Below are 11,326 nucleotides of genomic sequence, written 5' to 3'. Positions count from 1 at the left end.
GATGGGGTCCTTATCGCTTGTAGAAGGGCAGGTCAGGCGACGTTCGCGCCGCCCCGGCGGTAGGCCGGGCGCGTGATTCGGGAGATGAGGGAGAGGGGTCCGGACAGAACGCCGGTTCGGTTGTCGATCGGCGTTCCGGCCGCGAGCGCGAGCTTGGCGAGTGGGATGCTCGTGGCGGTTCCGACCGCGCGGCCGGTGGCGTCGGTCACGACGAAGCGCCCGTCGGCGAACTCGATCATGCCGGCGTAGTCACCTTGGGTTGAGGCGACCCAGAGTCCGGCATCGGGGCTCGACCACACGACGGCTTGCGAGCCTCGGGTGGGAGCTGCGGGGGTGATCATGCTGTCCTGTTCGTTAGCTGAACTATTAGTTAGTTTGTCTAGTATTAATGTACAGAAATTGTTTTTCCTCGCAATTGGTTGACTTTTTGCGAAGCCGGGATATAACCGTCAATTCGCCAAACAACTTGTTAGTTGAACTAGCATTGCGAAATGGCCGAACCGGAACAGCACGTCGAAACGCGCTACTGGTTTCCCGAGAACTCGGAAAAACAGCGCAGTGTCGCGGTTCTCGACGCGATGCGCACCTATCGTGCGGCCGAGACGGCCATGCAGCGTCGCACCCAGACCTCGATGGGCATGGGAGAGAACGACCTCCTCGCCCTCCGCTACGTGATCATGGCGCAGCGCGACGGCAGGTCGATCGGCCCGAAGGAACTGACGCGCTATCTTGGCATCTCCAGCGCTTCGACCACTGTGCTGCTCGACCGACTCGAGCGCAGCGGACAGATGCGTCGCGAGAACAGCCCCTTCGATCGTCGGGCTCTCATCCTCGTTCCCACCGCGACCACGGACGCCGAGGTGCAGGCCGCCCTCGGGGAGGTTCCCGAGCGCATGGTCGAGGTGGCGAATACGCTCAGCCACGAGCAGGCGCTGACCGTCATCCAGTTTCTCGAGAACATGCGTTCGGCGGTAGACGAAATCGACTCGCACGTCGTCACCGGGAGCAGTGCTCCGCAGGCGTGACGCCTTTTCGTGCGCTCACGGGTGATCCGGCGGACGTCATCCACGCTCTGCTGAACTACCGTGCAGCCGAGGAATCGATGCGCCTGCGCGCCGGCGTCGCCATGGGCATAGGCGCGACGGACCTGCGCGCGCTGCGATTCCTGCTCAGGGCGCAGAATGACGCCCGTTCTGTGTCGGGCCGCGAGCTCGGCGACCACCTCAGCATGAGCTCGGCCTCGGTCACCTCGCTGCTTGACCGGCTCACGAAGAGCGGACACGTGCTGCGCACCCAGGATCCCGCCGATCGTCGCAGCAACCTGGTCACCGCGACGGCCGACTCAGACGACGAGGTGCGCGGCACACTTGGTGCGATGCATGCGCGCATGATCGCGGTCGCCCGCAGCCTGAGTGACGAGGATGCCGCCCTCGTGACCGGCTTCCTCGCGTCGATGACCGCCGCGGTGGACGTCGTCGACCTCGCCGCCCCCGCGGTCTGAGCGCTGACGCGGATCGGCCCGCGCCGGGGGATAACGACAACACACACGGTGGGCCCCGCGGGGCTCGAACCCGCGACCCGCGGATTAAAAGTCCGATGCTCTACCAACTGAGCTAGAGGCCCGCGCATTAAATGTAGCGTGTACTGATGACCGATGAGTTCCATAAGCCGACGCAGTACTCCGGCGACAAGTTCGACACCTTCGAAGGTGGCGAGGATCCCGCGGTCATCATGCGCATCGCGCATGACTCCGCGCACGCGCTCGTCGACCGCGCGCGCGACACCGACGATCCCGCCGTCGTCGAGCGCCTGGTCGCCTACACCGACCAGCACGGCGTCGACGCGCTCGCCGAGCTGTGGGCACGGTCGAGCCCCAAGAGCCTCCCCGGCGCGCTCTGGCGCATCTACTTGATCCGTGTTCTCATTCGACAGGACCCGGATGCAACGAGCTACCTGTTCCAACGGGGCTCCGAGGTGCTCGCCACCATCGATGCCGCTGTTGCGGGTGCCCCGATGCCCACCGGACCCGAGGAGATCACGGCTCTCGCGGACCAGATCCTCAGGGGACTCTTCACGGGCGACTTCGCCGTGGCGCTCGATCGGGCCGCGGCGTTCAGCCGGGTGATGTCCGCCGGGGCCACGAGCATTGCGGATGACGCCGACGTCACCACACCGCAGCGTGGATCCGAGCTGACGACGAGGGCCCTGCGCTTCACCGAGATGGGCGAGGACCTCACGGCTGCCGCGCGGCTGCATCGGGCCGGGTCGCTCGAGTAGGGACATCCCGAACAATCAGCGCTCAGCGAACCTGAGGGTGCGGGCCGCACGGGTATGTAAAATAAACGAGCCGGGCCGCAGTAACCCCGGGCTCCACTAATAGCCGCTTCGAGCGGCCTTGCGCCGAGAGGCGTTCTGCGGCCCGGCATTTCTGCACCCGGGCGCGAATGAACAAGGCGCCGAATGTAACGGTTGCCAGAAAAGATTGCCGACTAGAGCAATCCTTAACGGGGAGTGCCCCGAACTACTGACATGCTTAAGCTCGTGACTCGCGAGACCGACAGCAACCCGGACATCTTCGAAGGTGCTGCAACGCCAGATCAACTTTTGGCGCGCGTGGCGACTGGTGACCAGGCTGCGTTCGGCCTGCTGTACGACCAGATGGCTCCGCGGGTACTGGGACTCGTGAAGCGGCTACTGCGTGACCATGCGCAGTCTGAGGAAGTGACGCAAGAGATCTTCCTCGAGATCTGGCAGTCGGCAACGCGATACGACTCGAGCAAGGGCGCCGCAGTCGGATGGATCATGACGATGGCGCACCGCAGGGCGGTCGACCGCGTGAGGGCTTCACAGTCCTCTCGTGATCGGGACGTCAAGATCGGTATCAGGGATTTCAATCCTGTCTATGACAACGTGTCGCAGACAGTCGAAACGCGCATCGAGCACGAGAGGGTGGAAAAAGCCATGTTGCGACTCACTGAATTACAACGCCAGGCGGTCTCCCTCGCGTACTACGGCGGATACAGCCACAGCGAGGTAGCCGAGCTGCTGAGCGTGCCCATCGGCACGGTCAAGACCCGCGTACGAGACGGCATGATCCGCCTGCGCGATGAACTGGGGGTGGCGTCATGAGCAAGCACTCGAACGACGACAACTTCACACCCGATGTCACTGACATCTCGGGTGCCTACGCACTCAATGCGGTCAACCCCGCTGAGCGTGACGCCTTCGAGGCGACCCTCCCGAACGCCCAGTCGACTCTCAATGAGGTCACCGAACTGAAGGACACCGCCGTGTTGCTCGGTCTCGCCGTTGATCCAGTGGTTCCGTCCGCTGGGCTCAAGCTCAACCTGATGGCCCAGATTGCCCAGACTCCGCAGCTGTCGCCCGTGGTTGCGCCCGTTGCATCCATTCGACCGGATGTCACGCGCTTCAGTACCCCGACCGAGACAAAGGCCCAGTCCCGCTGGTTCTCCCGCACGGTGCTCACGATGACGTCGGTGGCTGCAGCCGCAGCGCTGCTCATCGGGGGAGGCGTGCTCGTCAACTCGGTCGTCGTGCCGGCCCAGCAGCAGGCTGCGGCCGAGCAGGAGCTCAACGCCATCAAGGCGGCCGAGGACTCGCAGCAGGCTGTCGCCGAGGTCGCCGGTGGTGGCACCGCGACGCTCGTCTGGTCCAACCAGCAGGCATCCGCTGCGCTTATCGTGGACGGCCTCGCGCCGCTTCCCGACGACAAGGTCTACGAGCTCTGGTACATCGGCGAGAGCGGCCCGCGCGCTGCGGGAACGTTCACCGTCGACGAGTCGGGCGAGACCTGGCGTGTGCTCGAGGGCGACATGCAGGCCGGCGACCTCGTCGGTGTGACCATCGAACCCAAGGGCGGCTCCGAGCAGCCCACGACCGACCCGATCGTCGGTATCCAGGCGTAAGAGGTTCCCGGGCTGAGATCCTCAGCCAGACAGCAAAGAAGGCGCATCCGGGGGGATGCGCCTTCTTTGTGTATGTCTTGGTGCGGACTATCCGAACTTCCCCGAAACGTAATCCTCGGTCGCCTGGACGGAGGGCTTCGAGAACATGGTCGCAGTGTCGTCGTACTCGATGAGCTTGCCCGGCTTGCCGGTTCCCGCGATGTTGAAGAAGGCGGTGCGGTCGGAAACGCGCGAGGCCTGCTGCATGTTGTGGGTCACGATGACGATCGTGTAGTCCTTCTTGAGCTCCTCGATGAGGTCCTCGATGGCGAGCGTCGAGATCGGGTCGAGGGCCGAGCACGGCTCGTCCATGAGGATGACCTCGGGCGAGACCGCGATGGTGCGCGCGATGCAGAGACGCTGCTGCTGTCCACCGGAGAGTCCGGAGCCGGGCAGGTTCAGGCGGTCCTTCACCTCGTTCCACAGGTTTGCGCCCTGCAGCGACTGCTCAACCAGGTCATCGGCCTCGGTCTTGGTGATGCGCTTGTTGTTGAGGCGCACACCGGCGAGAACGTTCTCGCGGATCGACATCGTGGGGAACGGGTTGGGACGCTGGAATACCATCCCGACCTGGCGACGCACGAGCACGGGGTCGACGCCGGGTCCATAGAGGTCATTGCCGTCGATCAGAACCTCACCCTCGACGCGCGCGCCGGGGATGACCTCGTGCATACGGTTCAGCGTGCGGAGGAACGTCGACTTGCCGCAACCGCTGGGGCCGATGAAGGCCGTGACGGTGCGGGGCTCGATCGTGAGGGTGACCTCTTCCACAGCCTTGAACTTGCTGTAGTAGACGTTGAGGTCGTTGACTTCAATGCGCTTGGACACGGGTTTCCTTTACGTTGCAGGTCGCTTAGCGGCCGAGCTTGGGGGAGAAGATCTTGGCGATGAGTCGCGCGATGAGGTTGAGCGCCATCACGATGAGGATCAGTGTGAGTGCAGCCGCCCAGGAGCGCTCGATGTAGGGGGCGACGACCACACCGGGGTTCTGGAACTGCGTGTAGAGGAACACCGGCAGCGACATCATCTGATTCTTGAACAGGTCGTAGTTCATGCTGGCCGTGAAGCCGGCGATGATGAGCAGCGGGGCCGTTTCGCCGATGACGCGCGAGATGGCGAGCGTGACGCCCGTGGTGATTCCGGCAATCGAGGTCGGGATGACGATCTTCAGAATGGTCAGCCATTTGGGCACGCCGAGTGCGTACGACGCCTCGCGCAGCTCGTTGGGAACCAGCTTGAGCATCTCCTCGCTCGAGCGCACCACGACCGGGATCATGAGGAGCGACAACGCGACGGCGCCACCGAATCCGAAACGGATGGCCGGGTTGTCGAGAACCAGCGAGAAGAACGCGAAGGCGAACAGGCCGGCAACGATCGACGGGATGCCCGTCATCACGTCCACGAAGAAGGTGATTGCGCGGGCCAGGGCGCCGCGTCCGTACTCGACGAGGTAGATCGCGGTGAGGAGCCCGATGGGCACCGAGATCAGCGTCGCCATTCCCGTGATGAGCAGGGTTCCGGTGATGGCGTGCAGGCCACCGCCTCCCTCGCCGACGACGTTGCGCATGGACTCGGAGAAGAACTGGATGTCGAAGCGCGGCAGGCCGTTGATGACCACCGTGTAGAGCAGGGAGACGAGCGGCAGCAGGGCGACGATGAAGGCCGTGGCGACGAGCGAGGTGACCAGGCGGTTGGTGGCCTGTCGCGATCCCTCGACGAGGCGCGCTACGACGTAGAGGATCACGTCGAAGAAGATCGTTCCGACGAAGATGGCGAGCACCGGGTTGAACTCGCTGCCGTCGGCGGCGGCGACCATCGCGAAGATGATGCCGAACACGACCCAGCTCGCTCCGAGCAGGGCCCAGGGCACCCACTTGGGAAGGCGCCCCGTGGTGAGCGAGTTGACGATTCCGGTTTCGGCGACGGCGGTCATCAGTTAGCTCCCGAGAAAGCCTTGCGGCGGTTGATGACGAAGCGCGCTATCGAGTTGATGATGAGCGTGATCACAAAGAGGATCAAGCCCGTCGCGATGAGGGCGTTGACGCCGAGGCCGTGTGCCTCAGGGAAGTTGAGGGCGATGTTGCCCGCGATGGTGGGGGAGTTCTCGGGGCCGGTCAGCACGAAGGTGATGAGCACACCCGGTGAGAGCACCATGGCGACGACCATCGTCTCGCCGAGGGCTCGGCCGAGGCCGAGCATGGCGGCCGAGATGATGCCGGGGCGACCGAAGGGCAGCACGGCGATCTTGATCATCTCCCAGCGTGTGGCTCCGAGGGCCAGTGCGGCCTCTTCGTGCAGCACGGGGGTCTGCAGGAAGACCTCGCGGGTGACGGCGGTGATGATCGGCAGGATCATCACGGCGAGCACGATGGCCACGGTGAGGATGGTCTTGCCGGTGCCCGAGACGGGCGGAGCGAACAGCGGGAACCAGCCGACGTTCTCGACGAGCCACTGGTAGAGCGGTGTGATCGCGGGGGCCAGGACACCGATGCCCCAGAGGCCGAAGACGACCGAGGGAACGGCAGCCAGCAGGTCGATGATGTAGCCGAGGCCCTGGGCGATGCGGCGCGGCGCGTAGTGCGAGATGAAGAGCGCGATACCGAGGGCGACCGGGAGGGCCATCAGGAGGGCGAGGAACGCCGACCAGACGGTTCCGAAGGCGAGGGGACCGACGAATTCCCAGAAGCTGCTGGGCGAGCCCTTGAGATCGGCCGGGTCTGCCACGAGGGCGGGGATGCTCTGCGCGAGCAGGAAGATTGCAACGGCGGCCAGGGCGGCGAGAATGACGATCCCGGCCGTGAGGGTGCTGCCGGTGAAGATCCTGTCGCCAAGTCGGAGCTTGGCTCGCGGCGACGCTTGTGCAGTCGTCATTCCTGGTCCTGGGGCCCGTCTGTCAGGGGAGGGTGGGGGTGGAACTCAGTCTGTCGGGCCGCGAGCCGCTGTGCAATCACAGCGGCCGCGACCCGACAGGCCAGAGGGTGTTACTTGATGGCTTCGAGAGCCGTTGCAACCTTGGCCGAGTAGTCAGCCGAGAGCGGTGCAGCGCCGGCAGCGGACGCGGCGACTGCCTGGCCCTCTTCGCCGGTGATGTAGCTCAGGTACGCCTTGACCAGTTCGCCGGTTCCCTCTTCGGTGTACTCGCCGCACGCGATTGCGTAGGAGACGAGGACGAGCGGGTACTGGCTCGGGTCATCCGTGTTGCGGTCGAGCTTGATCGCGAGGTCGGTCGCGTCGCGGCCCTCGACGAGGGGCGAGCCCTCGACGACTGCGGCAGCGGCCTCAGCGGTGTAGGCGACGAACTCGTCGCCAACCTTGATCGATGCGACACCGAGGTCGCCGGCAGCCGAAGCGTCCGCGTAACCGATGGTGTTCACGCCGTTGGTGACTGCGGAGACGACTCCGGCGGTCTTGGCAGCAGCCTCGCCACCGTAGGGGAACGCGTCAGCGGCCTCTTCGGTCCAGACCTCGGGAGCAACCTTGCCGAGGTAGTCGGCGAAGTTCTTGGTGGTACCCGAGTCGTCCGAGCGGTGCACGGCGGTGATCGTGGCGGAGGGCAGTTCAGCGTCCTCGTTGAGCGCAACGATGGCTGCGTCATCCCACTTCGTGATGTCGCCCTTGAAGATCTTGGCGAGCGTCGCGGCGTCGAGGTTGAGGGTGTCGAGGCCCTCTACGTTGAAGATAACCGCGATGGGGGAGATGTAGACGGGGACCTCTACGTAGCCGGCCTCGGGAACGCAACCGGCGAAGCCGCCCGCGATCTCCTCGTCGCTGAGCGACGAGTCGGTGCCTGCGAAGCCGATGCCGCCGGCGATGAACGCCTCGCGGCCGGCGCCCGAACCCTCGGGTGCGTAGTTGATGGTGACGCCGGTGTTGGCGGTCTGGAAGCCCTGAGCCCAGGCCTCCTGTGCTGCGCCCTGCGACGATGCGCCGACGCCGTTGATGGTGCCGGTGAGGTCGGAGACGGGAGCCTCGGGGTCAGCGGTCTCGTTTGCTGCGCACGAGGAGAGGAGCATGGAGCCTGCAATGGCGAGGACAGCGATGCTGCCGAAACGCCCGAACTTCGATGAAGCCGTGTTCACGTTGGGGAACCCTTCGAATGTGATTTCAGGATGTGGGCCGGTGCCGACCCAGAAAGCACGCTACGTCCGCGGGTTAACCAGCGTCGTCCCGAAAGGTGAACGGCAGGTAAACGAGGCCCCAACTGCTGGGGTTTTGGCTACCCGTGGGTCTCGATTGCCACTATGCCGCTTGATGACGGGTTCTCCCGCGAGATGTGCAGCACCGTGTAGCCGCCGGTATCGAGCATCGTGGAGTGCTCGAGGTCGCGATCCCAGAGCGTATTGGTCTGTTTCGCGATTTCGGCGATGATCTCGGGAAGCACCGGTCCGTGACTGCAGAGCACCGTCGTCTTCTGCTTGCGGATGCGCTTTCCGACCACTGTGCCGACAGCAGACGTGCCGCTCTCGAAGGCGTCCTGGCTGATCTCATCGGTCGCAATGACGCCCAGCCCGGTATGGCCGGCGAGCGGGGCGATGGTGGACAGGCAGCGCACGGCTGTGCTGCTCACGAGCTTCTCGGGCGCGAACGCGGCGAGCCCCGTGGCCAGGGACTGCGCCTGCTCGGTGCCGCGCTGCAGCAGGGGGCGGGTGGCGTCCGGGCCATCCCAGCTCGACGGGGAGACCGTCTTGCCGTGGCGCAGCGCGACGATCGCGAAGGTGCGCGCGCGACCGGCCTTGAGGCGCTCGGCGAAACGATCGATCACGTCGATGTCGTGCGCGTAGGTCAGTTTCTTGCGCGCCTTGCCGAGGGTCGCCCACTCGAGTGCGGCGATCTCGCTGTTCGGGGTGAACTTCGCGAGCTGCAGGGCGTGATCGTCGACCTCGCACGACCAGTAGTAGACGATCTTCTCGCGACCGCTCGGCAGCGTGTACTCGACGGTTCCGAGCGGGGCGCCAAGACTCACGCCCAGGCCCGTTTCCTCGAGGATCTCGCGCACGGCGGTCTGCGGGAGTGTCTCGCCCGGGTCGAGTTTGCCCTTAGGCAGCGAGACGTCCGCGTGGCCCGCTCGATGCACGAGCAGAATTCTCGCCTTGCCGTCGACGAGTCGCCAGCACACGGCGCCGGCCGCGAGCACGGGCTGCGTGCCCAGAGTCACCGGTTGTTGCCCTGACGCTTTCGCTGCGAGATGCGCTTCATAAGCACATTCTGCATGTCCTGCAGCGGCTCGCCGGACTCCGCGACGGAGTGCCGTGTCCATTCACCCGATTCGTCGAGCCACCAGGAGGAGGTCTCGTCGGAGAGCGCGAGCTCGAACAGGCTGTCGATGTGCGCGAGCTGCTCGGGCGCGGTGAGCCGCACGAGGGCCTCGACGCGACGGTCGAGGTTGCGATGCATCATGTCGGCGCTGCCGATGAAGGTCTGCGGGTCGCCCGCGTTGACGAAGGAGAAGACGCGCGCGTGCTCGAGATAACGACCGAGGATCGACCGCACGCGGATGTTCTCGCTCAGGCCCGGCTGCCCCGGCTTGATGGCGCAGATGCCGCGCACCACGAGGTCGATCGGAACGCCCGCGTTGCTCGCCCGGTAGAGCGCGTCGATGATGGCCTCATCCACAATCGAGTTCAGTTTGATGCGGATGCCCGACTCGAGTCCGGCCCTCGCATTCTCCGTCTCCTGGTTGATGCGCTTGAGCAGTCCTTTGCGCAGGTGGAGGGGGGCGACCAGCAGCCGCTTGAACTTCTTCTCGATCGCGTAGCCCGAGAGCTCGTTGAACAGGCGGGTGAGGTCCTTGCCGACGGTGTCGCTCGCGGTGAGCAGCCCGAGGTCTTCGTAGATGCGGCTCGTCTTGGGGTTGTAGTTGCCGGTGCCGATGTGGCTGTAGTGCTTCAGTACACCGCGCTCCTGGCGCACCACGAGGGCGAGCTTGCAGTGCGTCTTGAGTCCGACGAGTCCGTAGACGACGTGCACGCCGGCCTTCTCGAGCTTGCGCGCCCAGGAGATGTTGGCGGTTTCGTCGAAGCGCGCCTTGATCTCGACGAGCGCGAGCACGGCCTTGCCAGCCTGTGCGGCGGCGATGAGGGCCTCGACAATGGGGCTGTCTCCGCTCGTGCGGTACAGGGTCTGCTTGATGGCGAGTACGTTCGGGTCGGCGGCGGCCTGCTCGAGGAAGGTCTGCACGCTCGTCGAGAACGATTCGTAAGGGTGGTGCAGCAGGATGTCCTGGCGCGAGATCGAGTCGAAGATGTTCGGCGGCGTGTTCGGCTCGACCGGCAGCAGGTTCACGCTCGTGGTGGGCACGTGCTTGGGGTAGCTGAGACCGGGGCGGTCGATGCGGGTGAGCTGGAACAGTCCACCCATGTCGAGCGGGGCGGGGAGGCGGTAGACCTCCTGCTCGGTGATGTCGAGTTCGCTCATGAGCAGCCCGAGGGTGACCTGGTCCATGTCGTCCGTGATCTCGAGGCGGATGGGCGGGCCGAACCGGCGGCTCAGCAGCTGCTTCTCGAGCGCCTGGATCAGGTTCTCCGACTCGTCCTCCTCGACGTCGAGGTCCTCGTTGCGGGTGACGCGGAACTCGTGGTGCTCGAGGATCTCCATCCCGGGAAAGAGCTCTTCGAGGTGGTTCGAGATCAGGTCTTCGATCGGGATGAACCGGAGTCGGCCCGATCCGTCATTCGGAAGCTGCACAAAACGAGGCAGCACGGTCGGCACCTTGAGGCGGGCGAACTCGACCTTGCTGGTCTTGGGATTACGCACCCGGATCGACAGGTTGAGCGAGAGTCCGGAGATGTAGGGGAACGGGTGCGCCGGGTCGACGGCGAGCGGCATGAGCACGGGGAAGATCTGGTTCGAGAAGATCTCGTCGACGCGCGAGCGGTCGCTCTCCTCGAGGTCTGCCCACGTCTCGATGTGGATATTCGCCTCGTCGAGATCGGGCTTCACGAGGTCGCGGAAGGCCGCGGCATGACGGTTCTGCAACTCGTGCGCCTTGGCGCTCACGAGGGCGAGCACCTCGCCGGGAGGAGTTCCGACGTTGGTCGGCACGGCGAGCCCGGTCTCGATGCGGCGCTTGAGGCCGGCGACGCGCACCATGAAGAACTCGTCGAGGTTGCTCGCGAAGATGGCGAGGAAGTTGGCACGTTCGAGCAGCGGCGTCGCGGGGTCCTCGGCCAGTTCGAGCACCCGCTGGTTGAAGGCGAGCCAGCTCAGCTCGCGGTCGAGGAAGCGGTCGAGGGGCAGCGTGCCGTCATCGATGCTCGACGACTCATCGAGGTCGTACTCGTCGAGGGTGTCCGTCGAGTCCGAGCCGCCGCCGAGAAGGTTGTCACTGTCCATTCGCCAATCCTGCCACCGATCGGTGAACG

12 protein-coding genes and 1 tRNA gene are annotated in these 11,326 nt (G+C 65.1%); 5 read left to right on the top strand and 8 right to left on the bottom strand.

What is annotated here, in order from left to right; genetic code table 11:
* Positions 1–32: 32 nt before the first annotated feature.
* Positions 33–341, bottom strand: coding sequence for a hypothetical protein (locus tag EYE40_RS09905; protein WP_130981786.1), 309 nt, complete (start codon positions 339–341; stop codon positions 33–35).
* A 150-nt stretch (positions 342–491) separates the two neighbouring features.
* On the opposite strand from EYE40_RS09905, the gene EYE40_RS09900 reads away from it, so the two are divergent.
* Positions 492–1,025, top strand: coding sequence for a MarR family winged helix-turn-helix transcriptional regulator (locus tag EYE40_RS09900; protein ID WP_130981785.1), 534 nt, complete (start codon positions 492–494; stop codon positions 1,023–1,025).
* Positions 1,022–1,501: a MarR family winged helix-turn-helix transcriptional regulator gene (locus EYE40_RS09895; RefSeq protein ID WP_240034781.1), complete on the top strand. Its 480-nt coding sequence runs from the start codon at positions 1,022–1,024 to the stop codon at positions 1,499–1,501. The genes EYE40_RS09900 and EYE40_RS09895 overlap by 4 nt, the downstream gene beginning before the upstream one ends.
* A gap of 49 nt (positions 1,502–1,550) precedes the next feature.
* On the opposite strand, the gene EYE40_RS09890 is transcribed toward EYE40_RS09895, so the two are convergent.
* A tRNA-Lys gene (locus tag EYE40_RS09890) sits at positions 1,551–1,623 on the bottom strand.
* 24 nt (positions 1,624–1,647) lie between these two features.
* On the opposite strand from EYE40_RS09890, the gene EYE40_RS09885 reads away from it, so the two are divergent.
* The 3 genes from EYE40_RS09885 to EYE40_RS09875 all read left to right on the top strand — a co-directional run bounded on the left by EYE40_RS09885 (position 1,648) and on the right by EYE40_RS09875 (position 3,926).
* On the top strand, positions 1,648–2,277 hold the full coding sequence (locus tag EYE40_RS09885) for a DNA-directed RNA polymerase subunit beta (RefSeq protein WP_130981784.1): 630 nt from the start codon (positions 1,648–1,650) through the stop codon (positions 2,275–2,277).
* Positions 2,278–2,529: 252 nt separating this feature from the next.
* Positions 2,530–3,129: a sigma-70 family RNA polymerase sigma factor gene (locus tag EYE40_RS09880; protein ID WP_130981783.1), complete on the top strand. Its 600-nt coding sequence runs from the start codon at positions 2,530–2,532 to the stop codon at positions 3,127–3,129.
* The gene (locus EYE40_RS09875; protein WP_130981782.1) at positions 3,126–3,926 is read left to right on the top strand and encodes an anti-sigma factor; all 801 of its coding nucleotides are present in this window, start codon (positions 3,126–3,128) and stop codon (positions 3,924–3,926) included. The genes EYE40_RS09880 and EYE40_RS09875 overlap by 4 nt, the downstream gene beginning before the upstream one ends.
* Positions 3,927–4,013: 87 nt before the next feature.
* Here the strand turns inward: EYE40_RS09875 and pstB are convergent, their stop codons facing one another.
* The 6 genes from pstB to EYE40_RS09845 all read right to left on the bottom strand — a co-directional run bounded on the left by pstB (position 4,014) and on the right by EYE40_RS09845 (position 11,297).
* The gene (pstB, locus tag EYE40_RS09870; protein ID WP_130981781.1) at positions 4,014–4,793 is read right to left on the bottom strand and encodes a phosphate ABC transporter ATP-binding protein PstB; all 780 of its coding nucleotides are present in this window, start codon (positions 4,791–4,793) and stop codon (positions 4,014–4,016) included.
* Positions 4,794–4,818: 25 nt separating this feature from the next.
* The gene (gene pstA / locus EYE40_RS09865) at positions 4,819–5,898 is read right to left on the bottom strand and encodes a phosphate ABC transporter permease PstA (RefSeq protein ID WP_130981780.1); all 1,080 of its coding nucleotides are present in this window, start codon (positions 5,896–5,898) and stop codon (positions 4,819–4,821) included.
* Complete coding sequence (gene pstC / locus EYE40_RS09860) at positions 5,898–6,836, bottom strand: phosphate ABC transporter permease subunit PstC (RefSeq protein ID WP_130981779.1); 939 nt, start codon at positions 6,834–6,836, stop codon at positions 5,898–5,900. Before pstC ends, pstA begins: the two co-directional genes overlap by 1 nt.
* A 110-nt stretch (positions 6,837–6,946) precedes the next feature.
* Positions 6,947–7,978 (bottom strand): phosphate ABC transporter substrate-binding protein PstS, encoded by a 1,032-nt coding sequence (locus EYE40_RS09855; RefSeq protein ID WP_130982880.1) that lies wholly within the window; start codon positions 7,976–7,978, stop codon positions 6,947–6,949.
* A gap of 203 nt (positions 7,979–8,181) precedes the next feature.
* Positions 8,182–9,120: an NUDIX hydrolase gene (locus tag EYE40_RS09850; RefSeq protein WP_130981778.1), complete on the bottom strand. Its 939-nt coding sequence runs from the start codon at positions 9,118–9,120 to the stop codon at positions 8,182–8,184.
* A complete protein-coding gene (locus tag EYE40_RS09845) occupies positions 9,117–11,297 on the bottom strand; it encodes an RNA degradosome polyphosphate kinase (RefSeq protein WP_130981777.1) in 2,181 nt (726 codons plus the stop codon). Before EYE40_RS09845 ends, EYE40_RS09850 begins: the two co-directional genes overlap by 4 nt.
* Positions 11,298–11,326: the final 29 nt, after the last annotated feature.

Source organism: Glaciihabitans arcticus (genome assembly GCF_004310685.1).
Classification (GTDB): domain Bacteria; phylum Actinomycetota; class Actinomycetes; order Actinomycetales; family Microbacteriaceae; genus Conyzicola; species Conyzicola arctica.
Note: the sequence above shows the minus strand (reverse complement) of the source record. Positions and strands in the feature narration are given on the sequence as shown.

What these genes read in the sequence shown, in the direction of transcription:
- EYE40_RS09900 (WP_130981785.1), top strand. Translation starts at nt 492, where the DNA reads ATGGCCGAACCGGAACAGCACGTCGAAACGCGCTACTGGTTTCCCGAG.
- pstC (WP_130981779.1), bottom strand. Translation starts at nt 6,836, where the DNA reads ATGACGACTGCACAAGCGTCGCCGCGAGCCAAGCTCCGACTTGGCGAC.
- EYE40_RS09880 (WP_130981783.1), top strand. Translation starts at nt 2,530, where the DNA reads ATGCTTAAGCTCGTGACTCGCGAGACCGACAGCAACCCGGACATCTTC.
- EYE40_RS09885 (WP_130981784.1), top strand. Translation starts at nt 1,648, where the DNA reads ATGACCGATGAGTTCCATAAGCCGACGCAGTACTCCGGCGACAAGTTC.
- EYE40_RS09855 (WP_130982880.1), bottom strand. Translation starts at nt 7,978, where the DNA reads ATGCTCCTCTCCTCGTGCGCAGCAAACGAGACCGCTGACCCCGAGGCT.
- EYE40_RS09875 (WP_130981782.1), top strand. Translation starts at nt 3,126, where the DNA reads ATGAGCAAGCACTCGAACGACGACAACTTCACACCCGATGTCACTGAC.
- EYE40_RS09905 (WP_130981786.1), bottom strand. Translation starts at nt 341, where the DNA reads ATGATCACCCCCGCAGCTCCCACCCGAGGCTCGCAAGCCGTCGTGTGG.
- EYE40_RS09845 (WP_130981777.1), bottom strand. Translation starts at nt 11,297, where the DNA reads ATGGACAGTGACAACCTTCTCGGCGGCGGCTCGGACTCGACGGACACC.
- pstA (WP_130981780.1), bottom strand. Translation starts at nt 5,898, where the DNA reads ATGACCGCCGTCGCCGAAACCGGAATCGTCAACTCGCTCACCACGGGG.